Source organism: Solibacillus daqui (assembly GCF_028747805.1).
GTDB classification, from domain to species: domain Bacteria; phylum Bacillota; class Bacilli; order Bacillales_A; family Planococcaceae; genus Solibacillus; species Solibacillus daqui.
In genome coordinates, this window is the sequence record NZ_CP114887.1 from 869,698 (window position 1) to 896,132 (window position 26,435).

Below are 26,435 nucleotides of genomic sequence, written 5' to 3' on the forward strand. Positions count from 1 at the left end.
TTTATTTAAGCTTCAATGGTTTCATTTATTAAAGCAGCAATATCAGGGCGGTTTGTAATGATACCCATCGCGCCTTGACGAATTAAGCGATTCATCGTCATTAAATCGTCAATATCACTATATATTGTTGGGACATTTAAGTCTGCTAAAAACTTTACAAAGCGCGGCGAGTCATAGTTGAAAACACCTGCTTTTAGCGGTACAACGAATAAATCGACTTTTGGATGATATAAATGACCGAATTGACTCGTAAATGCTGTCATTGCTTTTTTTACATCGCTTTCACCTGCACCTAATGCAATACGGTTTTGTGCGTATAAATTGAAACGGTCGATTTGCTCGCTATATGGGCTTGTTACGATAATTTGATACTGAATATCTAATTCTTCGATTAAGCGCCATAGTTTTGAAGGCATTAAACTACCTTCATATGTGTCAGGGCTGTCCTGAATAGACACGATAAATAGTTTATTTGGATATATTTCGAATAGTTCACGCAATGTAACAACTGCAACAGCTTCGTCTTCATATGGGTGTGTGCCGTCAATTGCTTCAAAATGATAGCCGATATTAAGTTGCTTCAGTTCTTCTAATGTTAAATCTTTAATGTAACCTGCACCGTTTGTTGTACGATCAACAGTCGCGTCATGGAATGCGATAATTTCTTCGTCTTTTGTTAGACGTACGCTTACAGCAAATCCATCTACACCATGATTACTCGATTGTTCGAATGCAAGTGATGAGTGTTCAGGAGCTAAAGCAGAGCCCCCATACTGTGCGATAATAATTGGACGTTCAAATTGTAATGCTTCTTTAGATTCGCGTTTTTGCGGCTTCGAAATAGCTTTGGATCCTGCCCATGCCGCAGCACTCGCCGCAGCAATTGCTAAAGCAACTTTTGTTTTCTTACCCATTAAATTCGTCCTCCTCTAACCGTACATTTCTTCTATTAAGGTTATGAAAAATAGAGTGTGAAAAGTGCTTGAACGCATGGAGTGCATATTATCACTCTACTCGTTCCTATTATAACGGATAACGACGTCTACTGTCTAAACTCTGTTGCTATCAATTTGCACATTTGGTATTCTTTTAATGGATAATGTAGTAAAAATTTTGTTCAAATGAGCAGGGATTACTGTTCATTTTTGACAATATACGTGGTGGTTTATATGAGAAAAGAGGGATGTATATGAATGAAAGACAAGGTTTGATTGTTTACGTTCATCAATTAAAGCATGCGAAATCGCTGAGGAAATATGGACATGTTAATTTTATTTCACGGAAACAGAAATATGTAGTGATTTATTGTAACCGTGATGAAATGGAAGCCTTGAAGACAAAAATACAACGCCTTCCATTTGTGAAAGACGTTGTAGAGTCATATCGACCATTTCTTAAAACGGAATTTGAAAATGCAAAACCAGATAAGGCAAAAGAATACGATTATAAAGTTGGACTTTAACTTCTTTTAGCTAGTGTTCAAACATCCGCTGAAAGAAGTTAATCTTCCGGCGGATATCAAAATTCGGTAAGTAGTTCTTTGCACGGGCGCAAAACAAATCCCAGACACATATACACCCAGACAAAATGATTTATTGCATTGGTGGTATGTAATGGTTTAGTCGTAAAATACCTATTAAGTATTGATAATATTGATTTGTTTCCGAAAAAATAGAGGAGTGCTTAATTTCGAAAATATTTTCTAGCTGACCCGCATCTTGGATCGCTTGTTTAAAAATTTCGATGCGCTTCGAAGGTTTTTCTTCGTTAAATGGAATTCCTTCGCGGCAAATATATATTGGCATGAATTTGCTTTCGCTGGCTGGTTTAAAAGCTACAGCAAGGGAAGCAACTTGTTGGCCGTTATGATTAGCAGTGAAAATGAACGCGTTATGGAAACGGTTTTCATTTGTTTTAACTAGCTCGCAAAGCTCGTAAATGTCACCATAACCTTGACCAAGTTCGATAAATTGTTGAATCATTATGACACATCCTTTCTTTACAATAATATCATGATGCAGGAGGGGAGAGCACATGAAAATTGCAGTAAGTATTTTTTCCTTTTTAGCAATTTTAATTGGAACCGTACTTTTTATGCAGTTCCAAGTTTATTCGGATGAAGTAGACTCAATCGAAAAGGGCTATCAATACTCGCAAGAAATTGAAATTGTTTATCATGGCGATAGTTTAGACATTCGCCAGCATTTCAAAAACTTACCTACAGAAGAAATTAGTATCGAGTGGCCGAAAAAAGCGATTAATCCGAATTGTTTTATTGAAAATGAAAATAGCTGTGCGCGTTTAAGTGAAGATTCTTTAACATTTAAAGCAGGTGAAACACGTGCACAATCGATTTCTTATGTTATTCCGTTAGAAAAAGGGTTGCAGTCTAGCAAACTGATGAAAGATGTGTTCGCAACATTAAAAAAAGGCAATGTCCAGTTTTCTACGGTACATATTTCTACTCAACCTGAAATTCAAGGGGAGTGGGTGACAGGCTTACCGTTAATTGGTGAGCAAAAACTAACATTAGTAAATTACACGATGTTTAGTGGGCGTGGTGCAGTAAAAGATTTATACTGGCAAGATGGTGTCATTGATTTACAGCATCAATCCGATGTGTTATCCATTTATTCGAAAACAGAAATGAATCCGGCTTTTTATGAAAAACTAAAAACGGTAAATTTTTTAAGTGATGATTATTTTGCGGTTATAAATGGAACAAATATGGATAGTTTAGAAGGATATCGAATGTTATTTTTACCGAATCTTACAGTAGAGAAATTACAACATACCGTCGTAATATCACAATTAGAAGCAATGTATGAATTCGGTGACAGTCCAAATTGGGTGAAAGAATTAGTTGCCTCTTATTTAACGGGAACTGTATTCGGTAGTGATAAAACAAAAGAAGTTGCAGCTACGATTACAAATCAAATGACTGATGAACAATTAGATGATTGGTTAGCGCGTTTACAAGCGTTAGAAGGTCAAAAAATGAATCCGCAAGTTTTGGATGAGCAATTGTCAGAAGTGCTAGGTGCGTCAACTAAATACATAACGATGAGTGCGACAACAGAAGGTTCTTATCCATTTTTATTTAATGACCCACGTGAAATTTATGTCAACTTGCATAAGCAAGAAGCGATTCAAGTGGTATTAAAAGATGGGGAAATATTATATTCCGCAGATTCTTTATTAAATGAGTTAGGATATGATGTGAAAACGGGTGAAAACGGGTATTATGTAACGAGTGAAACACGTGCGTTCCGATTCCCACATGACCCAGGCTTCTATGTATTTAACCAGCGTCGTTATAATACGGTATCAATGCCGATTAAAAAAGTTGCAGGGCAGAATTTCATTGAAGAAGCGTGGTTACAGCGTCTATTTTTAGTCGAGTTAACAAAATCGGAAAATCGTATTACGATTACAGCACCTGGTGAACAACAATAGACGATTTTAGAAAGATTGGTGAAAACATGCGCGTAGTTGCGGGTGATCGAAAAGGAATGCCATTAAAGGCCATTGCAGGTAGTACAACTCGACCAACAACCGATAAAGTAAAGGAATCAATATTTAATATTATTGGGCCGTTTTTTGACGGTGGTACGGTAGTTGATTTATTTGCTGGAAGTGGTGGGCTAGGAATTGAAACATTAAGCCGTGGGGCAGCGCATGCTTTATTTATAGAAAAAGATAGTCGCGCATTCCAAGTGTTGCAAGAAAACATTAAAAAATGTCGTTATGAGGACTCTTCGGAATTATTCCGAGTTGATGCAACACGTGCGGTAAAGGCATTAATAAAGCGTGATATTGTTATTGACTATTTATTTGTCGACCCACCATATCACAAAAAAGAGTATTATGAGTTAGTTGAGACGCTTGTAGAAAGCGGTAAATTATCTGAGCAGGCGATTATTATGTGTGAGCATTCGACAGAAGTAACGCTGCCAGAAAATTATGGTGTGTACCGTCTTGTTAGACAAGAAACATATGGAAGTACAATTATCTCGATTTATCGTTACGAAGAGGAAGAGGGAGCAATCGAATGACGGAAAAAATAGCTGTAGTACCAGGAAGTTTTGACCCGGTTACAAAGGGGCATCTGGATATTATTCGACGTGCAGCAGATGTGTTTGATGTAGTCTATGTCGCAGTATTAAACAACTCTTCAAAACAGCCACTATTTTCGATAGAAGAACGTACAGAGTTAATCAAAGAGGTAACGAAAGATTTACCGAATATCCATATTGAAACATCTTCGGGTCTTTTAATTGATTATGCTCGTGAAAAAAACGCAAAGGCGATTGTACGTGGGTTACGTGCTGTTTCAGACTTTGAATATGAAATGCAAATTACCTCGATGAACCGTGTTTTAGATGAAAATATCGAAACATTTTTCATCATGACAAAAAATCAATATTCGTTTTTAAGTTCAAGCATCGTAAAGGAAGTCGCGAAATATGGCGGCAATGTTAGCGAGCTTGTACCTGCATGCGTTGAACAAGCGTTAAAACAAAAATTTCATAACTAATAAAAAGCTTTTGTGTCAGAGGAATTCCTCTTAGTACACAAAAGCTTTTTTACATGAAAAATAAGAAAAAGAGCAGTGGGATACATAGGATATAAATCGCACGTAATATAAAATAAGGACGCATTGGAATTTGTGCTGTACGCGCGATAACTACTACTTGTAGATGGATGCTAAAACTTTGGGTAGTAAGAAGTACAACTATGAAAAATACAAGCCAATCCCCGTACATATGTTGTTGTAGCATCGCTAGTCCATTTGTCATTTCAAGTAAGCCAGCTGTAAATACTTTGAATATAGTAGGGAGGGTAGTGAAGGATTCAATACTATGAATGACAACGTGATAAATTGTGGTGAAAAATATTAACGTTATTGCCACTGTAAGAATTGTCGGTGCACTATCACGTATGCTATTTGAAAAAGGCGTTGTTTCTTTGAAATGGGCTACTTCTTGAACCCCTTCCTTTGCCACAAGGCGAAAAACAACTAGTAACAAGCAGAGTGAAAAGCTATGTATTAACAGTAAATATTGCCAGCTAAACGTAGTAGATTGCAGTAAGTCCTGTCCAACAAAACCGAATAGAAATAACGGACTAGGGCTATGACAAATCCCAAGCATTAAAGCCGCTTGACGTTTTGTAAATACTTGTTGTTTTGTGAGCTGTGTAATGGTTGCAGCACCTGTAGGAAATCCACCAATCGCGCTTATGAAGTAGGTTTGAAAAAAGGTGAAATAGGAAGCTTTAGAGGAAGTAGTAGTGATGCGAATGAGCCAGCTCGTTAAAATTAAATACGGCAATAAATAAGGGAAAAGCGCCTCCATAAAAAGTGTAAATCCTAAATCTACTCCTTCATGCGTAACATCAGGAAATTGTAACATTAAAAAAATTAGTACTAAGCATAAAAGGATCTTCCAAATAATTCGTCATCCTTTACAAAGTTTTGTCATTCATTCGTTCAAATGCTACACTAATTGTATGCACAGGTAATTTAATTTAGTCTTTCACTGATTTTGGAGGCGTTCGTAAAAATGAACAATAAAGCGAAAATTTCATTAGGAATCTTTTTTATCTTTTTAATAGTGATATCTTTTTATCGCTTGGATTATTATATTACAAAACCTGGTGGTACCTATGATGTGAGCGATTTCCTATCCGTTCAAAATGGTGATGTGGACGATGAGGGTGCACTATACATGACAACCGTTGCAATGGGACGTGCAACCATTCTCACGTATGCAATGGCGAGTGTTATGGACTATTATGACATTGTAAAAATTAACGATGTACGTCAAGAGGAAGAAGATGACGAGGAATATAATGTACGCCAATTAAAATACATGACGGATTCACAGTTTAGTGCAACGTATGTCGCGTTTAAACACGCAGGGTTAGATTATCAAGTGACGTATAAAGGGCTCTACGTACTCAATGTGTTAGCAAAAGGTGCGGCAGATGGGCATTTAAAGCCGGGCGATGAAATTGTTGAAGCAGATGGCAAGCGCATTGATAGTTTAGAAACGTTCCGTGAAATCATTACCCCAAAAACTAATGGGGATCAAATTCGTCTTGTAGTGAAGCGTAATGACAAACTGATTGATGTTAATTTAGATATTAAAGAAATTCCAGGTTCGGATGGCCGTTATGGGATAGGTATAACCTATTCAGAAAGTAAATCGATCAAAACCGACCCGAAAGTGAACGTGAAAACGGAAGATATTGGTGGTCCTTCAGCAGGTTTAATGTTTACTTTAGAGCTATTAAATCAGTTGATTGACGAAGATATTACAAAAGGCTATAACGTGGCAGGTACTGGTGAAATGTTTGAAGATGGTACAGTAGGTCGCATTGGTGGGATTGAGAAAAAGATTGTATCAGCAGATAAAAAAGGAGTCGATATTTTCTTTGCGCCTGATGATGAAATAACAGAAGCGATGCTTGAGTATGACCCAAACATCGAATCTAATTATGAAACTGCGAAGAAAACAGGCGAAAAAATTAAGACCAACATGAAAATAGTGCCGGTGAAAACGATTGATGATGCACTGGACTATTTGGAAAAATTACAACCAAAAAATTAAAAACGGATAGGCGGAGATTTATAATCTTCGTCTATTTTTATATTCGAAAATTGTGCGACCCCTTGTTGGTACATTTGTGTCGCATGTAAATCAATTGCTAAAACGGGATCACTAACAGAAGCTACACGACTAATAAGTGGTAACGTAAGAGATTTTTTTATGCTTGAAATATAGCCTTGCCCTTGCTTTGTCATTCCTAAAATTCGGATATAACTTGGTGTTTTCGTTTGATGTAATTGCTCTTTTGTAACCCCAGTAAAAATATGTGTCAACATACGTTGTAGACGTGTCCATGTATAACGCTTTGACTTTAAGCTATTCATAAATTCAGCATAGCTATCACTTGTAGCTGCGTGTTTAATGAGTGAATTTTCAAGACCTTCTGCGACATCGGCATATTGTTTTAATTGCTGTGGTGTATGGCGAATAATCGCATATTTTAAAAGTGGCCAAAAGCTTTCCCAACTAGCAAATTGTCCATGGGTTTGCTGCCAAATTTGAAGTTGCTCTATACTTGCATGAGGTAAAAATTGTGCCACTTCATTTAAGTCTTGTCCGCCAAATAATGCTTGTCGAATACCCGTTGCACTAGCGATTTGGCTTGAAGTATCAATCGCATCATAATAGCCTGCAGCAATGCGCTGAATCGTAGCCGGTTGCATAATGCAATGGAGCTGTTTAATTGCTTCTACATAGTGATAGCCTAAAATATTGTTTGGCTGAGCTAAATCAATGTATGCATTTGGATAATGCTGAGTAAGCTGTTCGTAGGCAATAAACAAGGCTTGTGGATAGCTTTTACCTTGTTGAACATGTTCTTTAATAATGCTGTTATACAGGTCACGATTGCTTTCAATGACCTCATAAGTATTAATGAAAGGAGTGATTGTTCCTTGTTCACTTCCGAAAGCAAGATGTTTGCAATGCATGGCCTCTAGTAGTTGAATTGAGCCTGATGCAAACAACGTGGCTTGCGCGGTACTAAAAATGTATGGAAGCTCAATAACGATGTCGACACCGCTTTGTAATGCCATTTTTGTGCGATGCCATTTATCAACAAGTGCAGGTTCTCCTCGCTGTAAAAATTGCCCACTCATTACCGCAACTGCAACATCGGAATTTGTTGTGCGTTTTGCTTCGGTTACATGATGTAAGTGACCGTTGTGAAAAGGATTATATTCTACGACAATACCAACAGCTTGCATAAATTTCCTCCTTACGATAAAATATTTTTTTATTGGGTACATGATATTTTGGTGAATGTTTTGTTTCAATATGATAGAATGTAACTTGATTATAAGCAGGTTTTTAAAGAGTGACAAGAAATTATCTTGACATCTTTTTTTGTTCACTATATAATCAACAGTGTTGTCTCGAGGTGATAAACGAATGAAATGGTCAATTCATCAATTATCGAAGTTTCGAAAAGACGGTATGCCACTTGATACTAATGTCGAGTTGGATAGCGTAAAAGCTCGTAATTTAGATATTCGCAACGTTTCACCCGTTCATGTAAAAGGGCTATGTACTTTTGGTGCATCGCAAATGACTTGTCAATTAACGATTAGCGCTACATTGACGCTTCCATGTGCCCGCACGTGGGAAGATGTTGAATATCCTGTGGAAATCGAGACAGTTGAAGTTTTCAGCTGGGTTGATCCAGAAAACCGCGGGGATGTTGATGGTGATATCCATTATGTTGATGGAGAAGTGATTGACATGAAGCCAGTACTTGAAGAATTGATTCTTCTTGAAGTACCAATGCAAGTATTCAAAGAGAATACCGAAGGACAAGTGCAAGGCGGTAAAGACTGGTCCTATTCAACGGATGAAGATGTAGAAAAAGCTAAAGAGGTTGACGAACCAAAACTGGATCCAAGACTGGCTGATTTAGCTAAGTATTTTGATCAAACAGATGAATAACTATCTGTAAGGAGGTGCCAATAATGGCTGTACCATTTAGAAGAACTTCTAAAACTGCAAAAAGAAAGCGTCGTACGCATTTCAAATTATCTGTACCTGGTATGGTAGCTTGCCCAAACTGTGGTGAAGCTAAATTATCACACCGCGTGTGCAAAGCTTGCGGACAATACAAAGGTAAAGAAGTAGTAGCAAAATAATTCAGTATTTTGCTCATGCAAGACTAGTTAAGAGGCCATGGCTCTTAACTAGTCTTTTTTCTATTTCCCTCTCTTTTGCGCAAATTATTGTAAAATCATTTTTGCTCGCGTACTATTAATATTGTTAGAAAATTTCATTATTTTATATTAAGGTAAATAATTTGAAGGTGATACGGGGGATGGAAAATGGATTACATAATTCATAATGACAATGGGATTTTAACCTTTACAATTAATCGTGAGGAAAAGCGTAATGCGATTAACTATGCAGTAATGGATGGCTTAAAAGAAGTGATTACATACATAAAAGAAAATGATGACGTGCGCTTTTTAGTCATTACTGGAGCAGGAGAAAAATCATTTTGCTCAGGTGGAGACTTATTAGAGTTTCATAATTTAGAAACGGAGGATCAGGCGTTTGGTATGTTGAGTAAAATGGCAGACATTTTATATGAAGTAGCAACATTACCTGTGCCGACAATTGCATTAATTAATGGAACGGCAGTCGGTGGTGGCTGTGAGATTGCGACAGCTTGTGATTTCCGTTTAATGGCCTCACATGCGAAGGCGGGCTTTATTCAAGGTTCACTTGCGATTACATCTGGCTGGGGTGGCGGTACGTATTTATTTGAGCGTGGAATACGTCATGATCGTGCATTAAAAATGCTAGTAGATGCAAAACCATATAATGCACAAACATTGTACGAAATTGGTTGGGCAATGCGTGTTTATATTGAAGGGACAAAAGAACAAGCACTAGCTGATTTTATTGAGCATATGGCAAAAATTCATCCATCTGTGCATCAAGCATATAAAGAAATCGAGCTTCGTAAATGGCGTGAACGTAATATGTATGAGCGTGTGATGGAGGAAGTTCGTTTATGCGCAAAACTTTGGGAATCTGATGCACACCATGTAGCAGTGCAAAATTTCTTGAATAAGAAAAAATAATGTGTATACGGTTGCGACGAAACTATTTTTGTCGTAACTTTTTTTATTTTAAAGTCTATTTCGATGTCACGGGCATATAGTAGTAAAAAATATGAGGTGGTGCATGGAGTGGAACAAAAAAGACGTAAAGATCAATGGACGGTTGCGGATGATGAAAAGCTAGCGGAAATTGTCATTCATAGTGTACAAAATGGTCGTACACAACTAGAGGCGTTTGAGCAAGCTGCCCAAGCGTTAAATCGTACGAAGCAGGCGTGTGGGTTTAGGTGGAATAAAACACTGCGTACGCAATATGGACAAGTGCTAAATAGTGTAAGGAAACGACCGAAGCAACTCATGCGTAGTCATTTGAAATTGGCGTTAACGAGTTTTGAAGAATTGACAGAGGCGTACAATGATTTAGAAATGAAATATTCAGAGCTACAATCAGATTATGATAAAATGCAAAAATGGCTGCAACAAGGCTTCGTCCATGTAAAAGAAAAGGGTTGAAAGTAGAAATAATGATATTATACGAGAAAATAATTGTAATTAAATTTACAGCTAGCTTACAATAGATGTAGCAATACTGCGTAATATTACGTAAATATCTTTCTAAGGGGGCAATTTTTATGACACAAGTAAAAGCACAAATGGCAGGTACCGTTTATGAGGTGAGTGTAAAAGAGGGAGATAGCGTTACGAAAGGGCAAACATTAATTATCTTAGAATCAATGAAAATGGAAATTGCACATGAGGCTGAAAATGATGGCACAATTGAAAAAGTGAACGTTGCTGAAGGGGATTTTGTAGAAGAAAATGATGTATTAGTAGAATTAGCCTAAGTGACGGGGGAATAGACATGCAAGCAAACTATAAAGAGCACTTACAGCAAAAAATCGAAACAATTTATTCGGGTGGCGCTCAAAAATACCATGAAAAGCTAAAAGAAACTAATAAATTATTTGTACGTGATCGTTTGGAGCTATTATTTGATAATGGCATATATGAAGAGGATGCACGTTTTGCAAACTGTGAAGCAGATGATTTACCAGCAGATGGTGTCGTGACAGCAATTGGACAAATCGATGGGCAAACAGTGTGTGTCATGGCTAATGACTCAACGATTAAAGCGGGGTCATGGGGATCACGTACTGTTGAAAAAATCATTCGTATACAAGAAACGGCCGAAAAATTACAAGTACCAATGCTATATTTAGTAGACTCTGCTGGTGCGCGTATTACAGATCAATTAGAGATGTTTCCTGGACGTCGGGGAGCGGGGCGCATTTTTCATAACCAAGTTCGAATGAGTGGGGCAATTCCGCAAATTTGTATTTTATTTGGTCCGTCTGCTGCTGGTGGTGCGTATATCCCCGCCTTTTGTGATATCGTAATCATGGTGGAAGGCAATGCTTCGATGTATTTGGGCTCTCCTCGAATGGCGGAAAAAGTGATTGGGGAAAAGGTGACGCTTGAAGAAATGGGCGGTGCACGTATGCATTGTACGGTAAGTGGCTGTGGGGATGTACTTGTAGAAACAGAGGAGCAGGCAATCCGTGAAGCCCGTCGATACATTGGATATTTTCCGGCTAACTTCTCTGAATTTCCACCGTTAGAACAACCGAAAGCACCGATTGCAGGACGCGCATTAGAAGAAATTGTCCCAGAAAATCAAAATGCACCATTTGATATGTATGAAGCGATTGATCAGATAATTGATGAGGGTAGTTTTTTTGAAATTAAGAAGCTATTTGCATCAGAGTTAATTACAGGACTAGCGCGCATTGATGGTCAAGTTGTAGGAATCATTGCAAACCAGCCTAAAGTAAAAGGTGGTGTATTGTTTGTCGATTCGGCAGACAAGGCTGCTAAGTTCATTACGCTATGTGATGCGTTTTCAATTCCGCTATTATTTTTAGCTGACGTGCCTGGTTTTATGATTGGCACAAAAGTAGAAAAAGCGGGTATTATTCGTCATGGTGCTAAATTTATTTCCGCGATGAGTTCGGCTACCGTGCCGAAAATTTCGGTCATTGTGCGTAAAGCATATGGAGCCGGGCTATATGCGATGTGTGGACCAGCATTTGATCCGGATGTGGTCATTGCATTACCAACTGCTCAAATTGCTGTAATGGGTCCTGAAGCAGCTGTGAATGCAGTGTATTCAAATAAAATTGAAGCGATTGAAGACCCTAAAGAACGCATGCAGTTTGTGAAGCAAAAAATCGAAGAGTACAAAGAAGAAATCGATTTATACAAACTTGCATCAGAAATGGTCATTGATGATATCGTTGCCCCAAAAGAACTACGCAACGTATTAATTCAGCGCTTTGGTTACTATAATTCGAAGCAAATGGTGTTACCATATCGAAAACATCCTGTGTATCCAGTATAATAATGTTAGCTGAAGGTCTGTCTTGAAGGCAGACCTTTTTAATTCGAAATAAATATGAGGTATAATAAATGCGTATCGAAATTATTGGAGCAGGTTCAGTAGGATTATTGATTGCGAGTTATTTAATAGAGCAGCAAACAGATGTGACCTTAGTGAAGCGCAAACAATACCAAAAAGAGCAAAGCATCGCACGAACAAATATTGATGGTAGCATAACTAGTGATTTACATGTATCAATATCGTCTCGCCCTTCAAGTAAAGCTGATTTAATTATTGTGGCTGTTAAATATGGACAATTACAAGCCGTTTATCCAATGTTAGCGGAAATTCCAGTGAATATCCCGGTATTATTTGTCCAAAATGGATTAGCTCATTTTGAAGAGGCGTTACAGTTACCGCAACAACAAATCGCGTTTAGCTCAATTCAATTTGGTGCACAAAAAATCGAGGAATTCCATGTTGCACATAAAGGAATAGGTGTGATGAAAATTGCAGTAGCACGTGGAGATTTGACGTCATTTACTTTTTTTAAAAAGTTTTCCAAAATGAATTTTCCAATCGATTTTGAACAAGATGCAGAATTAATGCTTTTAGAAAAGGCATTGTTAAATTGCTTTATTAACCCGTTAACTGCTATTTTGCAATTAAAAAATGGACGATTAATAACCGAAAACAATGCTTTTCAATTGCTAAAAAATTTATATAATGAAGTAATGACGGTATTTCCACAATATGAAAAAATCATTCAATTTGGGCAAGTTGTAGCGCTATGTGAAAAAACAGCTTCAAATACCTCATCTATGTTGGGAGATCGCTTGGCAGGTAGAAAAACTGAAATTGATACAATCGTAGCGCCGATTTTGAAAAAGGCAGCCCTGCAAAATCAAACGATGCCGATGTTACAAACGGTATACTTACTTGTCAAAGCCTTTGAAGAGAGCGGTGAAAAAATGTGATCTTATTTCTTCAGTTCATGTTAGCGACCATTATTATTTTTCCGATAATCGCTTTTTTGATTATGTTAATTGTTTGCCGGATACTGAAGTTTAACAAGCAAAAAGCGATAGGATTAGCAGCGGATGTGACGACATTGATTTTGTTATTTTCAGTCCCAATTGCTATTCGTAGCCTATGGGAATTGTCGATTTGGATTCCGATGCTTGTCGTTTTGCTTATTGTTGCAATAATCTTTACATATATGGATTGGCGATCAAAAAAAGAAATCGAAGTAGGGCCGTTATTAAAGAAGATTTGGCGTGTGGATTTTTTAATGCTAAGTTTGGCTTATTTCACAGTTTGGCTTGTTGGCATTGCTCATTCCGTAATGATTTTTATGATGATTGAATAAGAGTATATTCTTTTGTTATGCCGAAATACTAGATACAATAGAACAGCAGTTGAAAAGTGAATGACTATTAGAACCGCGTAGAGTGAAGTAGAGGAGAATTTTCATGGAACTGGAACAAATCCAACCCCCAGTCAGCAATAAACTATTAGTAGATTATTGGTCAAATGATGCTGAAATTCATGCATTTTTTGATCATGTATATAATGATGAAGCATTTATCGCGCGTGCGGCTTATTTACAACAACGAAATTATCGTACGGCAGAATTAGCACAAATTATTCGTGGATATATGACGCCATTTGGTATTTCACAACAAACTGAATCGCATTTACAGCAACTAGAGCAAGGTGCGCTTGTTGTTGTTGGCGGTCAACAAACAGGATTACTTACAGGTCCTTTATATTCTGTCCATAAAGCGATTTCGGTTATATTATTAGCAAAAGAAAAACGTGTACAGCTAAATACGAATGTAGTGCCTATGTTCTGGATTGCGGGTGAAGACCACGATATCGAAGAAATAAATCATACGTATACAATCATGGATGCACAAACGAAAAAGCGTGGTTATAGTGAGCGCTCAAAATATAAAACAATGGCTTCAACAACCGTTTTAAATCAAGAAGCATTAACACAATTCATTAAAACAACATTTAAAGATTTCGGTGAGACGGAATATACAGAGAGTTTATTAGCTAGTGTCTTAGCGCATGCTCAAAATAGTACAACGTTTACGGATTTCTTTAGTCGCTTGATGAATGACTTATTTGAAAACCATGGATTACTTATGCTGGATGCTACTTATGCGCCATTCCGTGACTATGAAAAGGCGTATTTTGGAGCGTTAATCGAAAATAATGAGGACATCGCATATGGGGTTGTCGCACAAGAGCAAAAACTAGCTGATGCAGGATACAATAAACCAATTGAAGCGACGGAAAACAATGCAAACTTATTTTATGTAAAAGAAGGCGAGCGCTTTTTATTAGAGCGTAAAGACGACCGCTTTAGAAATGTATTAGCGCATGTGAATTTTACAAAAGAAGAGTTATTGCAGCTTGCAAACGAAACACCACAAGCGTTAAGTAATAATGTTGTGACACGTCCATTAATGCAGGAAATGACCATTCCTGTGTTAGCCTTTGTTGGTGGACCGGGGGAGTTAGCGTATTGGGCCACATTGAAACCAGCATTCCATACATTAGATTTGCAAATGCCGATTTTTGCGCCACGTATCAATATTACGCTTGTTACACGCCAAGTGCAGGCGTTGTTAAAGCAAAAAAATATGACTGTCGCAGAAGTGTTAGATAGTAAAATTGACACGAAATTAGCTGATTTTATTGAAACGATTCGTGACAATGATTCTCGACAGTTTATCGAATCGATGCAACAGCAATTACAAGCGCAGTACGAGCATTTCCAGCAACAATTACAACAGCGCTATCAATTGAGCGACTTACTTGAAAAAAATATGAATTATCATCTACGACAGTTCCAATACTTGCAAGCAAAAATTGAACAGCAAAATATTGAACAGCATGGTGTAGCAATTCGTCAATATAATACACTGCAGGCGCAATTGTACCCAAATAAGGGGTATCAAGAACGTGTATATAGCCCATATGTATACCTAAATGAATATGGGGAGACATTAATTGATGAGTTACTATCATTACAGATGAGTATTTCAGATCATCATAAAATTGTGTATCTATAAAGGGTAAGAGTTATCTCATAGAGGGGTAACTCTTTTTTTGTATCTTTTGACACCGAACTAATGTACTGAAATGAGTGCATTTTCGTGATTTCTTTTTATTGGTATTGGATTACATGAAATAAGTGGTGGAAAGTGGGGGCATGTGGTACATTATTTAGTAAAGTGGGGTGAGTAGCATGTTCATGGGTGAATATCAACATTCAATCGATGCAAAAGGCCGTATGATTGTACCAGCAAAATTTCGTGAATTACTTGGCGAAACATTTGTACTAACACGCGGATTGGATCATTGTATTCTTGGATACCCTATGGATGAATGGCGAAAACTCGAACAAAAATTAAAAGATTTACCGATGACCAAAAAAGATGCCCGTGCATTTGCCCGCTTTTTCTTTTCTGGGGCAAGCGAGGTAGAACTCGACAAGCAAGGCCGAATTAACATTCCTTCCACCCTAATTAACCATGCTAATCTTGAAAAAGAGTGCATCATACTAGGAGTATCAAGTAAAATAGAGATTTGGGCAAAAGACGCTTGGGATTCATATTTAGATGAATCATCGGAGTCATTTAATGATATTGCAGAAAATTTAATTGGATTTGATTTTTAAGTTTAAGTTTAAGAGGTGCTTTAATAATGTTCGATCATACAACCGTATTATTGAAAGAAACTGTTGATGGATTGAACATCAACCCAGATGGTATTTATGTAGACTGTACTTTAGGTGGTGCAGGTCATAGTGAATATCTAGTAAAGCAATTGTCAGAAAAAGGTCGTTTGATTTGTTTTGACCAAGATACAATTGCAATTGAAAATGCAAAAGTAAGGTTAGCGGATTATTTAGATCGTGTGACATTCGTACATTCGAATTTCCGTTACTTAAAAGAAGAACTATACAACTTGAATATTCATCAAGTAGATGGAATTTTATATGATTTAGGTGTTTCATCTCCACAGCTAGATACACCAGAGCGTGGCTTTAGTTATCATCACGATGCACCACTTGATATGCGAATGGATCAAACTGCAGAATTAACAGCTTATCATGTTGTAAACGATTGGTCTTATGAGGATTTGGTACGTATTTTTTTCCGTTATGGGGAAGAGAAATTTTCAAAACAAGTTGCGCGTAAAATTGAACAAGCCCGCGAAATTGCACCAGTAGAAACAACGGGGCAGCTAGTAGAGCTCATTAAAGATGGTATTCCAGCTCCTGCACGTCGTAAAGGTGGACATCCCGCAAAACGAATTTTCCAAGCAATCCGAATCGCTGTTAATGATGAGTTAGGCGCAGCTGAAGATTCGTTAGTAGATGCAATCGACTTATTAAAGATCGGCGGTCGCATTAGTGTGATTACGTTCCATTCTTTAGAAGACCGCTTAACAAAAACGCTGTTTAAAGAGGCTTCATCACTTCCAGATTTACCACCTGGATTACCGGTAATTCCAGATCATATGAAACCGGTACTTAAATTAGTAACGAGAAAGCCGATTTTACCATCAGATGAGGAGTTAGCTGCGAATAATCGTTCGCGTTCAGCAAAATTACGTGTCGCTGAAAAAATTAACGATAAAGGGCGTGGGTAAGTAATGGCCGTAAGAGTCCGCCAAACATATATTCAACAACAGCCTGAAATACTTGAACAAGAACAACAACAAAGGCAAATGCAGCAAGCCGTAAAGAAAAAGCCACACGTGAAGTTTTTTACGGCAGGTGAAAAGTTTTTATTCATTATTTTTGCAGTGGTCGTAGCATCTTTCGCAATTTCCATATTACATATACAAGGAGAAATTCAAGCTGTAAGTATGGAAATCCAATCTATTGAACGAGAAATAACAGAAGTTAATAATAATAATGTTGATTTAAAAGTACGAGTTAGTGAGCTATCAACTCATGAGCGTATTTGGGAAAAAGCGAAAGAACTCGGCTTAACACTAAATGAGAAAAATGTGAAGGTAGTGCCGGGGGAATGAAAAAGAGAAAATTTCGTTACCAGTATGGGGCCTTTCTAATGTTTTTATTATTTGGAGGGCTCTTTTTACTGTTATATTGGCGTTTTGTATCAATTCAAGCTACAGGAATTGTAAAAGGACACGAACTCGAAACAGAAGCATTATCTAAATATGAATCGGGTTATGCATTGTCTGCGGATCGCGGGAAAATATTAGATCGCAATGAAAATGTCATTGCAGAGGATACATTGAGCTATCGTCTAGTAGCGGTTATTTCAGAAGAGGCAACGGAAAATGAAAAAAATCCTAGACATGTTGTCGATACTGCCAAAACGGCGAGTGAGTTAGCGAAGTTTATCCCGATGGACGAAGATAAAATTTATGAGCGTCTAAATCCGAGTAAAAAAAAATATCAAGTAGAATTCGGACTAGCAGGTCGAGGAATTAGCCACGATGTGAAAAAGCAAATTGAAGCACTGAATTTACCAGGGATTATTTTCTTTAGCGATAAAAAGCGCTACTATCCAAATGGCGTATTTGCCTCGCATTTAATTGGTTTTGCGTTGCGAGAAACCGATGAAGAAGGAAAATCGGAAGTAGTAGGGAAAATGGGGCTTGAATCCATCTACGATAAGCAACTGACAGGTACCGATGGCAAATTGTCTTATCAACGCGATGCGCGAAACTATCTGTTGCCAAATAGCAATAATATCGTACAAGAGGCGCAGCATGGTAATGACATTTATTTAACGCTTGATAAAACGATCCAAAACTTTTTAGAAGATGCGATGAGCCGAGTGAATACAAAATATAGCCCGCAGTCAATGATTGGCGTTGTTGCAAATCCAAAAACGGGCGAAATTTTGGCCATGTCACAACGCCCGACATTTAATCCAGATACGCGTGAAGGGCTAGATGGCAACTGGTTAAATGATGTTGTAGAAAACACAATTGAGCCAGGTTCAACATTCAAAACCTTTACCGTAGCAGCAGCAATGGATTCGGATAATTGGTTTCCAAATGCAACCTATAAATCGGGGCAATATACCGTTTATAAGGATATAATTCGAGATCATAATAGATATGGTTGGGGAACGATTTCATATTTAGAAGGTTTCCAGCGTTCATCCAATACCGCAATGACCAATTTACTTGATGTAATGGGCTGGGAGACATTAGAAAAATATTTAGATGATTTTGGTTTCGGTCAAAAGACAGGGATTGATCTACCGAATGAGGCAAGTGGGATTATCAACTCACGCTATCCAATTGATAAGTATACAACGACATTTGGGCAAGGTTCTACGGTGACGCCAATTCAGCTAATTCAGGCATTATCAGCTATCGCAAATGACGGTAAAATGATGCAGCCATATGTCATCGATAAGATTGTGAATCCAAATACGGGTGAAGTCGTTATGAATTCTGAGCCTGTAGAGAAGGGGCAACCAATTAAAGCAGAAACAGCGAAAAAAATGCGTGAATTACTAGCTTCTACTATTTATGGTGAAGCTGGGAACGCAAAACGCTTCCAAATTGAAGGTTATGAAGTGGCAGGGAAAACAGGTACGGCCCAAATGCCAAAAGCAAATGGGCGCGGTTACGACTGGGGGAAAAATGAATTCTTGTATTCGTTTTTAGGTATGGCACCAGCGGACGACCCGCAATTAACTGTTTATATTGCAGTTGCGAAACCGAAATTAGGTGCGACAGAGGCTGGTTCTGACCCAGTGTCACAAGTATTTAATTCCGTTGTTCAAAACAGTTTAAAATATATGAACATTAATCCAACTGATACAGCAGAGGTAAAAAAGAAGGAAGTAGCCAATTATGTTGGTGAACATTCAGATTCAATTATTACCGAACTAGAAGCAGATGGTCTGCATCCAGTGCTAATTGGAGAAAGTGGCGAAATTACGGAACAATTTCCGGCACAAGGGAAAGTGTTAACGCAAGGTGGCATAGTCTTTTTAAAGACAGCTGGCGCGATAACTGTACCATCCTTTGAAAAGTGGTCATTACGTAATTTACTCGTATATAAATCATTATCTAATTTACCAATCGAAATATTTGGTGAGGGCTTTGTCGAAAGTCAAAGTGTGTCACAAGGTACGACAATTTCTGATGGTGCACCGATTGTCGTTAAATTAAAAACACCAGAAGAACAGTATTTAACTCCGCCTGCAGAGGATATGGAGTTAGAAGACGAGACTGGTGAAGAGGAAGAACAACAACTAACAGAAGAATAAAACGCTTAGAATACAACCTTTCCTTAAGACATACGCTGTTGTTAGTGAGGTGTTTTAATGAAATGGGTACAAAAAAGTTCTAAAAATCGATTAACATGGATCGCCATCGCATTTGTTTTATACGGCGTGGCGATTTTTGTTAAATTGTTGTACGTTCAAATTGTTCAATATGACGAATTGTCAACATTAGCAAAGGAAAACTGGGACCGAGAAATACCTTTTAATGCAGAGCGCGGTGAAATAGTTGACCGTAATGGCGAAGTAATCGTTACGAATGCCTTAGCACCAACTTTATATTTTATGCCTGCGCAAAATGAAAACAAGGAACAAGTTGCGGATGCCATTAGCGAAGTGTTGAACAAAGATCGAACGCAAATTTTAAAAAAGCTTCAACAGCGAATAAACCTTGTCAAACTTGCACCCGAAGCAAAAAACATTACCTATGATCAAGCGATTACATTGCAGCAAATGCAAATACCAGGACTTTATAGTGGGATTGATTATGTAAGAGCTTATCCTAATGGAAATTTATTGTCGCGGTTTTTAGGGTTCACTGGTGTCGACAATCAAGGCTTAGCAGGGATTGAATATGAGTATAATGATATATTAACAAGCTCTAGCGCGGCTGTTCGATTATATACTGACGCAAAGGGAACTCCACTTGATCATGTTGATGATGAATGGAAAGACGGTAAAGATGGTGCTACATTACAATTAACGATGGATCTCGAAGTGCAGAAAATTGTTGAGAGGGCATTATCGCAAGCAATGCTACAATACGACGCTGACCAAGCGCTTGCAATTGCAATGGATCCAAATAGTGGTGAAATTTTAGCATTATCATCGTTCCCAACGTATGACCCGACAAATTTTTCAGAAGTCGATCCAATGATTTATAACCGTAACTTACCAGTGTTTATGTCATATGAACCTGGTTCGACCTTTAAAATCATTACATTAAGTGCGGCGATTGAAGAAGGCGTAGTCGATATGGAACATGATGAATTTTATGATGCGGGTTATACGCTCGTTGAAGGAGCAAAATTACGTTGTTGGAATCGATCTGGACATAAACATCAAACCTTTTATGAAGTTGTACAAAACTCATGTAATCCAGGCTTTGTAGAGCTAGGTCAACGTCTTGGTCCTGACAGATTACTCGATTATATTCACAGATTCGGCTTTGGAAAAAAAACAGGTTCGAATATTGCTGGGGAGTCTTCGGGGATTCTATTTTCAAGAGAAGGTTTTGGTCCTGTAGAGCAGGCTACAACGTCCTTTGGCCAAGGAATATCAGTTACTCCGATTCAACAAATGCAAGCAGTAGCGGCAGTCATTAATGGTGGTACACTATATCAGCCGTATGCGGTATCAAAAATTGTGGATAGTCAAACAAAAGAAGTCATTAAGGAGCAACAGCCGATTGCAAAAGCACAGGTAATCAGTGAGGAAACTTCTGAGCAAGTGCGTCATGCCTTAGAATTGGTTGTAGCAAATGGTTCTGGGCGTCAGGCATACCGTGATGGTCTACGGATTGCAGGGAAGACAGGTACAGCACAAAAGGTAGAAAATGGACGCTATAAAGAAGGCGATTATATCGTGTCATTTATCGGGTTTGCACCTGCAAATGACCCTAAAATTCTTGTTTATGTCGCGATAGATCATCCGAAAAGCGCCTTACAATTTGGTAGTGTTATTGCTGCACCAATCGTTGGTCAGATTATAGAAGATGCTGCACCAATTCTACAAATCGAAAAACAAACGGAGCAAATCGAGCGACGTTATGTTTGGGGTGATGAACTAACAGAACGAATCCCAAATTTTGTTGGACTAAAAAAAGAAGAAGTCGTTGAGATATTACATCCTTATAAAATTGTATGGCACGGTGAAGGGAAGAAAGTCATTCAGCAAATTCCTAGCGAAAATAGTCGAATTTTGCAGAATGACACAGTCCATTTATATTTAGGTGATTAAATTGCAATTCAACCTTTAAAAATCCAACTAAAAGAACTATTATAGTGAATGACGTTTTTGTAACGATATAGTAAAAAGATATTGAAACATACGACGCCAACGTATTTCAAACAGAAGTTTTAAAGGAGATTTTTTATGACACTATCAACAACATTGACCATACTCGTTTCTTCGTTTTTATTAACGGTCATTTTAGCGCCGATCGGTATTCCGATTTTGCGCCGATTGAAGTTTGGCCAAAGCATCCGTGAGGAAGGCCCTCAATCACATTTGAAAAAAGCAGGCACACCGACAATGGGCGGCTTAATTTTCTTAGTAGCAATCATTGTTTCGACAATCGTTGTGGCGATGATTTTTGATTTATTCACAACACAAACCGTTGTACTATTACTTGTTTTAGTTGGATTTGGTGTCATTGGCTTTTTAGATGATGGTTTAAAAGTCATTTTTAAACGTAATTTAGGATTAACGTCATTACAAAAGCTCATCGGACAAATTGTTCTTGCAGTGGCAGCATTCTTATTATTACGCTTAGGTTCATTTGATACAACAGTTGGAATTCCATATACGGATATTTCAATTGATTTAGGGGTACTATACGTAGCATTTTTAATTTTCTGGCTTGTTGGGTTCTCTAACGCAGTAAATTTAACAGACGGGCTAGATGGTCTTGTTTCAGGTACAGCCTCTATTGCGTTTGCAGCATTTGGTGTGATTGCATTATTTAATGAGCAAGCAGATATCGCATTATTTGCATTTGCTGTTACAGGTGCATTGTTAGGTTTCTTAATCTTTAATGCAAATCCTGCGAAAGTTTTCATGGGTGATACTGGTTCGTTAGCTCTTGGTGGTGCATTAGCGATGATTTCTGTCCTTGTGAAGCAAGAGTTATTGCTACTGTTGGTCGGTCTAGTATTCGTTGTTGAAACATTATCCGTTATTTTACAAGTAGGTAGCTTCAAGTTACGTAAAAAGCGTATTTTCAAAATGAGTCCAATTCATCACCATTTTGAATTGTCAGGATGGTCTGAATGGAAAGTCGTAATCGTATTTTGGTCAACAGGTTGTATCGTAGCACTTATTGCAGTATTAGCGGAGGCGTTATTATGATTCAGTATGAAGGATTACAGTCTAAAAAAGTTTTAGTATTAGGATTAGCTAAAAGTGGTGTCGCAGCTGCAGAGCTTTTACATGAGCTAGGCGCGTTTGTAACAGTAAACGATGCAAAACCATTTGATGCTAATCCTGAAGCGCAAGAGCTATTATCAAAGGGAATTACCGTAATTTGCGGTCGTCACCCAGAAGACTTATTAGATGAGGGCTTCGAATTTGTAGTAAAAAACCCAGGGATTCCATATACAAACCCAATCGTGGCAGATGCAGTTGGGCGAGGGCTACCGGTACTTACAGAAGTAGAGCTTGCATATTTAGTAAGTGAAGCGCCGTTTATCGGTATTACAGGTTCAAATGGTAAAACAACCACGACGACTATTATTTTTGAAATGCTACAACAAGGCAATTTAAAGCCGTTAATCGCAGGGAATATTGGAACGGTTGCATGTGGCGTTGCTGCAGAAGCAAAAGCAGATAATGTTATCGTAACGGAATTATCGTCGTTTCAACTAATGGGAATACGTGATTTCCGTCCACGCATTGCAATTTTAACAAACCTTTATGAAGCGCATTTAGATTATCACGGAACATTTGAAGAATACGCCGAAGCAAAATTCTGCGTAACAAAAAATCAAACAGCTGAAGACTATTTCATCTATAATGCAGACCAACAAATTGTCGTTGATTATGCTAAAAAATCAAAGGCACAACTTGTACCATTTACTACGAAAGGTCGTTCAGAAACGGGCATTAGTGCGGACGCTGAAACCATCTACTGGCAAGGTGAAGCCATTTTAAATCGTGCTAATATCGTTTTACCCGGCAATCATAACTTAGAAAATATTTTATGTGCAGTAGCTGCAGCTAAGTTATCAAACTGTCCAATCGAAGCAATTGAAAACGTACTTGCAACATTTGTAGGTGTGCGTCATCGTACACAATTTGTTCGTGAATGGCAAGGCCGTAAAATATACAACGATTCAAAAGCGACAAATGTATTGGCTACGAAAAGTGCATTAACAGCATTTACAGCACCGATCGTGTTATTAGCAGGTGGTTTAGATCGTGGTCATTCATTTGAAGAGCTACGTGAAGAAATGAAAGGTGTTAAAGGTGTAGTTGCATTTGGTGAAACGGCGTTACGCTTTATCGAATTTGCGAAGTCTTGTGGCGTTGAAAATATTGTCCGTGCAATTGATGTAGAAGATGCTGTTGGCTATGCTGCAAAAATGTCAGTAGCCGGCGATATTATTTTACTATCTCCTGCATGTGCAAGCTGGGATCAGCATGAAAGCTTCGAAATTCGAGGCGACTTATTTATCGAACGTGTAATGAAACTTTCTTAAAGAAAGGATAGCGACACTGTCACAGCACTTAAAGGGATATTTTTTCGTCAGTGCCTTTTTGTTATCGATTATTGGTATTGTTTTTATTTATTCAGCGGGAACATATTGGGGTGAGGTACATTATTTTGGACAAACCCCGTTTTATATCAAACAGGCAATCTATTTTGGAGTAGCACTCGTTTGCTGCATAACGGTCATGAATATTCCAGCATTACAAAATCCGAAATTGTGGGCCATCTTCTATATTGTATCCCTTGTATTATTAGTTGCTGTATTAATACCTGGGATAGGTATTGTACGAAATGGCTCACAAAGCTGGATTGGCTTAGGGGCATTAACTGTTCAGCCAGCTGAACTTGCTAAAGTAACAACTCTTACGTATTTAAGTGCGATATTATCTAAGCGAAAAACATATGAACGCGTAGTTCAAATACGACATTTTGCAGTTATTTTTATGCCGGTATTTCTAATTATGCTGCAGCCGGATTTTGGGGCCGTGTTTATATTAGTTGTTGTGGCGTTTATATTGCTTTTTATTGCGAAATATCCGATTCGTTTATATGTTGCATTAATAGTAATTGGAATGGCAGGACTTGCGGTGTTAATTGCTGCGGCACCATATCGTTTAAAACGGATTGAAGCTTTTATCAATCCATGGGCCGATCCTTTAGGAAGTGGATTTCAGGCGGTACAATCACTTTTTGCAATCGGACCTGCAGGGCTATTTGGACATGGGTTATTAAAAAGTAGACAAAAGTATTTATATTTGCCTGAACCGCAAAATGACTTTATTTTTGCCATTATTTTAGAAGAAATAGGGCTTGTTGGCGGATTAGGATTGCTGCTTATTTTTGCGTGCTTTTTAGTAACAGGCTACCGTTTAGCGCTTCGTTGTAATGAGGCATTTCATTTTTATGTAATATGCGCATTAACAACAATTATTGCAGTGCAAGCATGTCTAAATGTGGGGGTAGTGATTAATTTATTACCAGTAACAGGCGTAACGCTACCATTTATCAGCTATGGAGGAACGTCGTTAGTTGTTGTGTGGTTGACTGTGGCGCTCATTTTAAATTTTTCAAGTGAAGAAAGGAGGAAAAATGATGGAAAAAGTGATTGATATTACAGAACGTGTACCCGCCATGAAAAAACGAAGAAAAAGAAGAACCAATTTTAAATTTATTGCTTTAATCACCATTTTCCTCCTAATCATTTTAGTACTGCTTTACTTTCAATTACCTTATAGCAATATAAAAAAAATTGACATTAAAGGTGCAGAACTTCGAGAAGAGGCATTTTATTTGCAACAGTCTTCGTTGCAAATAGATGACTCATTATGGGGATTCAAAACGTCTGAAGTGGAACAAACTATTGCTGAAAATGAATGGATTAAATCTGTTCATGTAAAACGAAAATTTTTAAATGATGTAGAAATTACAATCGATGAATGGAAAAAGGTAGCATACATTTCAAAAGATGGCGAGTTTTATCCGATGCTTGAAAATGGTGTGATATTTAATGATGCTAATGAAGTCACACCAATTGACGCGCCAATTTTTTGGGGGATTGAAGATGAAGCACTTCGTAAAAAGCTTTTAAAGCAACTAGTTATGTTAAAGCCAGAAGTGCTGTCGCTCATTTCTCAAATAAATTCCAATTCAACAGACGCCGACCCATATGCCGTTACATTATTTATGAATGACGGCTATGAAGTACGAGCTGATGCCAATACATTGGGGGAAAAGTTAAATTATTATCCTTCAATCATTGCACAAATTGAGCAAGAAGAAGGGTTTGAAAAAGGGATAATTGATATTGAAGTGGGTTCGTATTACCGTCCTTTTTCAGATGAGTATTCATTAATTGGTGATGTGAAAGCGGAGTCTGAGGAAGGGGGGCAAGAAGAAAATCAAAATGATGAACAACAAGAGCAACAAACAGGGCAAGAATAAGTCATCTTTGTTTTCACGTAAATATTTGATGTTATTTATTGTATGTATCATTACCGGATTTATTATTGGTTTTTCGTATAATTTGTCTAAGGATAAGCGTACCTTGAGCTCAGCCTCCTCACAATACGAGCAAGAAAATCAGTATATGGAAGAATTAATAAGCCAAAAAGAACGTAGTAAAGAGCTTGTAAATGAGCTTGCCGAACTTGAAGAAAAAATACGCACATATGAGAAAAAGTATTCTTCCAATGAAGCAGATTATAAACAAAATATTCAAGATGCCGAACAACTTAGATTATTACTAGGCTTATCAGCGGCTGTTGGAAAAGGCATCAAAATTACATTACAAGACGGCGATTATAATCCACAATCGACGAATCCGAATGAATATATTGTCCATGAAAGTCACATTTTCAAAGTATTAAATGAGCTAAAAATTGCGGGAGCAGAGGCAATTTCGATAAACGGCCAACGCTTGAAAACCAATTCTTATATTAGCTGTAATGGCCCTGTAATTACGATTGATGGTCAGCAATACCCAGCACCCTTTGTCATTGAAGCAGTTGGCAATCAGGATGCATTAATTTCTTCGTTAGAGTTAACGGGTGGTGTGTTTGATCAACTATTAAATGAACAAGTTGTCGTGACAATTGAGCGCAGCAGTTTAGTTGAAATGGCAACAATCAATGAAGATTAAAGTAGTGAAAAATCATTCGGAGGGGT

28 protein-coding genes are annotated in these 26,435 nt (G+C 37.8%); 24 read left to right on the forward strand and 4 right to left on the reverse strand.

The genetic code is table 11. From position 1 onward, the window contains the following. Positions 1–5 precede the first annotated feature (5 nt). Positions 6–914 carry a glycerophosphodiester phosphodiesterase family protein gene (locus tag O7776_RS04020; protein ID WP_274309354.1) on the reverse strand — a complete coding sequence of 303 codons (909 nt, stop codon included), beginning with the start codon at positions 912–914 and terminating at the stop codon, positions 6–8. 275 nt (positions 915–1,189) lie between these two features. Between O7776_RS04020 and O7776_RS04025 the strand changes: the two genes are divergently transcribed. Next, complete coding sequence (locus O7776_RS04025; protein ID WP_274309355.1) at positions 1,190–1,462, forward strand: YlbG family protein; 273 nt, start codon at positions 1,190–1,192, stop codon at positions 1,460–1,462. A 130-nt stretch (positions 1,463–1,592) separates the two neighbouring features. On the opposite strand, the gene O7776_RS04030 is transcribed toward O7776_RS04025, so the two are convergent. Then, positions 1,593–1,982 carry a DUF7147 family protein gene (locus tag O7776_RS04030; protein ID WP_274309356.1) on the reverse strand — a complete coding sequence of 130 codons (390 nt, stop codon included), beginning with the start codon at positions 1,980–1,982 and terminating at the stop codon, positions 1,593–1,595. A 52-nt stretch (positions 1,983–2,034) separates the two neighbouring features. Here O7776_RS04030 and O7776_RS04035 point away from each other — a divergent pair, with 52 nt between their 5' ends. The 3 genes from O7776_RS04035 to coaD are packed head-to-tail and all read left to right on the forward strand — an operon-like array spanning position 2,035 to position 4,537. After that, a complete protein-coding gene (locus O7776_RS04035; RefSeq protein WP_274309357.1) occupies positions 2,035–3,456 on the forward strand; it encodes an RNA polymerase II in 1,422 nt (473 codons plus the stop codon). 26 nt (positions 3,457–3,482) lie between these two features. Further along, positions 3,483–4,055 carry a 16S rRNA (guanine(966)-N(2))-methyltransferase RsmD gene (gene rsmD, locus O7776_RS04040; protein ID WP_274309358.1) on the forward strand — a complete coding sequence of 191 codons (573 nt, stop codon included), beginning with the start codon at positions 3,483–3,485 and terminating at the stop codon, positions 4,053–4,055. Next, positions 4,052–4,537: a pantetheine-phosphate adenylyltransferase gene (gene coaD, locus O7776_RS04045; RefSeq protein WP_274309359.1), complete on the forward strand. Its 486-nt coding sequence runs from the start codon at positions 4,052–4,054 to the stop codon at positions 4,535–4,537. The genes rsmD and coaD overlap by 4 nt, the downstream gene beginning before the upstream one ends. 49 nt (positions 4,538–4,586) lie before the next feature. Here the strand turns inward: coaD and O7776_RS04050 are convergent, their stop codons facing one another. Then, positions 4,587–5,414 (reverse strand): hypothetical protein, encoded by an 828-nt coding sequence (locus O7776_RS04050; RefSeq protein ID WP_274309360.1) that lies wholly within the window; start codon positions 5,412–5,414, stop codon positions 4,587–4,589. A gap of 150 nt (positions 5,415–5,564) precedes the next feature. Between O7776_RS04050 and O7776_RS04055 the strand changes: the two genes are divergently transcribed. Beyond that, positions 5,565–6,614, forward strand: coding sequence for a SepM family pheromone-processing serine protease (locus O7776_RS04055; RefSeq protein WP_274309361.1), 1,050 nt, complete (start codon positions 5,565–5,567; stop codon positions 6,612–6,614). Here the strand turns inward: O7776_RS04055 and O7776_RS04060 are convergent. Next, positions 6,611–7,819: a nucleotidyltransferase gene (locus O7776_RS04060; protein WP_274309362.1), complete on the reverse strand. Its 1,209-nt coding sequence runs from the start codon at positions 7,817–7,819 to the stop codon at positions 6,611–6,613. The genes O7776_RS04055 and O7776_RS04060 overlap by 4 nt on opposite strands. Positions 7,820–8,003: 184 nt before the next feature. On the opposite strand from O7776_RS04060, the gene O7776_RS04065 reads away from it, so the two are divergent. The 19 genes from O7776_RS04065 to O7776_RS04155 all read left to right on the forward strand — a co-directional run bounded on the left by O7776_RS04065 (position 8,004) and on the right by O7776_RS04155 (position 26,409). Then, the gene (locus O7776_RS04065; protein WP_274309363.1) at positions 8,004–8,537 is read left to right on the forward strand and encodes a YceD family protein; all 534 of its coding nucleotides are present in this window, start codon (positions 8,004–8,006) and stop codon (positions 8,535–8,537) included. A 23-nt stretch (positions 8,538–8,560) separates the two neighbouring features. Continuing rightward, positions 8,561–8,734 carry a 50S ribosomal protein L32 gene (gene rpmF, locus O7776_RS04070; RefSeq protein WP_008403415.1) on the forward strand — a complete coding sequence of 58 codons (174 nt, stop codon included), beginning with the start codon at positions 8,561–8,563 and terminating at the stop codon, positions 8,732–8,734. A 186-nt stretch (positions 8,735–8,920) separates the two neighbouring features. After that, entirely contained in the window at positions 8,921–9,685 is a 765-nt protein-coding gene (locus O7776_RS04075; protein WP_274309364.1) for an enoyl-CoA hydratase/isomerase family protein, read from the forward strand. A 108-nt stretch (positions 9,686–9,793) separates the two neighbouring features. Beyond that, a complete protein-coding gene (locus O7776_RS04080) occupies positions 9,794–10,177 on the forward strand; it encodes a transcriptional regulator (RefSeq protein WP_274309365.1) in 384 nt (127 codons plus the stop codon). Positions 10,178–10,296: 119 nt separating this feature from the next. Beyond that, the gene (locus O7776_RS04085) at positions 10,297–10,509 is read left to right on the forward strand and encodes an acetyl-CoA carboxylase biotin carboxyl carrier protein subunit (RefSeq protein WP_241367878.1); all 213 of its coding nucleotides are present in this window, start codon (positions 10,297–10,299) and stop codon (positions 10,507–10,509) included. A 17-nt stretch (positions 10,510–10,526) separates the two neighbouring features. Then, entirely contained in the window at positions 10,527–12,062 is a 1,536-nt protein-coding gene (locus tag O7776_RS04090) for an acyl-CoA carboxylase subunit beta (RefSeq protein ID WP_274309366.1), read from the forward strand. Positions 12,063–12,130: 68 nt separating this feature from the next. Beyond that, positions 12,131–13,018: a ketopantoate reductase family protein gene (locus O7776_RS04095; RefSeq protein WP_274309367.1), complete on the forward strand. Its 888-nt coding sequence runs from the start codon at positions 12,131–12,133 to the stop codon at positions 13,016–13,018. After that, positions 13,015–13,410, forward strand: coding sequence for a DUF3397 domain-containing protein (locus O7776_RS04100; protein ID WP_274309368.1), 396 nt, complete (start codon positions 13,015–13,017; stop codon positions 13,408–13,410). Before O7776_RS04095 ends, O7776_RS04100 begins: the two co-directional genes overlap by 4 nt. A gap of 103 nt (positions 13,411–13,513) precedes the next feature. Next, positions 13,514–15,127, forward strand: a complete 1,614-nt coding sequence (gene bshC / locus O7776_RS04105; protein WP_274309369.1) for a bacillithiol biosynthesis cysteine-adding enzyme BshC — start codon at positions 13,514–13,516, stop codon at positions 15,125–15,127. 176 nt (positions 15,128–15,303) lie between these two features. After that, a complete protein-coding gene (gene mraZ, locus O7776_RS04110; RefSeq protein ID WP_241367883.1) occupies positions 15,304–15,735 on the forward strand; it encodes a division/cell wall cluster transcriptional repressor MraZ in 432 nt (143 codons plus the stop codon). Between the two features lie 26 nt (positions 15,736–15,761). Then, positions 15,762–16,712 (forward strand): 16S rRNA (cytosine(1402)-N(4))-methyltransferase RsmH, encoded by a 951-nt coding sequence (rsmH, locus tag O7776_RS04115; protein ID WP_274309370.1) that lies wholly within the window; start codon positions 15,762–15,764, stop codon positions 16,710–16,712. Positions 16,713–16,715: 3 nt separating this feature from the next. Continuing rightward, on the forward strand, positions 16,716–17,099 hold the full coding sequence (gene ftsL, locus O7776_RS04120) for a cell division protein FtsL (protein WP_274309371.1): 384 nt from the start codon (positions 16,716–16,718) through the stop codon (positions 17,097–17,099). A gap of 38 nt (positions 17,100–17,137) precedes the next feature. Then, positions 17,138–19,327, forward strand: coding sequence for a penicillin-binding transpeptidase domain-containing protein (locus O7776_RS04125; RefSeq protein WP_274309372.1), 2,190 nt, complete (start codon positions 17,138–17,140; stop codon positions 19,325–19,327). Between the two features lie 57 nt (positions 19,328–19,384). Then, complete coding sequence (locus O7776_RS04130) at positions 19,385–21,301, forward strand: penicillin-binding transpeptidase domain-containing protein (protein ID WP_274309373.1); 1,917 nt, start codon at positions 19,385–19,387, stop codon at positions 21,299–21,301. A gap of 135 nt (positions 21,302–21,436) precedes the next feature. Further along, complete coding sequence (mraY, locus tag O7776_RS04135; protein WP_274309374.1) at positions 21,437–22,411, forward strand: phospho-N-acetylmuramoyl-pentapeptide-transferase; 975 nt, start codon at positions 21,437–21,439, stop codon at positions 22,409–22,411. Then, positions 22,408–23,760 (forward strand): UDP-N-acetylmuramoyl-L-alanine--D-glutamate ligase, encoded by a 1,353-nt coding sequence (murD, locus tag O7776_RS04140; protein ID WP_274309375.1) that lies wholly within the window; start codon positions 22,408–22,410, stop codon positions 23,758–23,760. Before mraY ends, murD begins: the two co-directional genes overlap by 4 nt. Positions 23,761–23,767: 7 nt before the next feature. Further along, on the forward strand, positions 23,768–24,880 hold the full coding sequence (gene ftsW, locus O7776_RS04145) for a putative lipid II flippase FtsW (protein WP_274310440.1): 1,113 nt from the start codon (positions 23,768–23,770) through the stop codon (positions 24,878–24,880). Continuing rightward, positions 24,864–25,712, forward strand: a complete 849-nt coding sequence (locus tag O7776_RS04150; RefSeq protein ID WP_274309376.1) for a cell division protein FtsQ/DivIB — start codon at positions 24,864–24,866, stop codon at positions 25,710–25,712. The genes ftsW and O7776_RS04150 overlap by 17 nt, the downstream gene beginning before the upstream one ends. Continuing rightward, positions 25,678–26,409: a DUF881 domain-containing protein gene (locus tag O7776_RS04155; RefSeq protein WP_420802168.1), complete on the forward strand. Its 732-nt coding sequence runs from the start codon at positions 25,678–25,680 to the stop codon at positions 26,407–26,409. Before O7776_RS04150 ends, O7776_RS04155 begins: the two co-directional genes overlap by 35 nt. Positions 26,410–26,435: the final 26 nt, after the last annotated feature.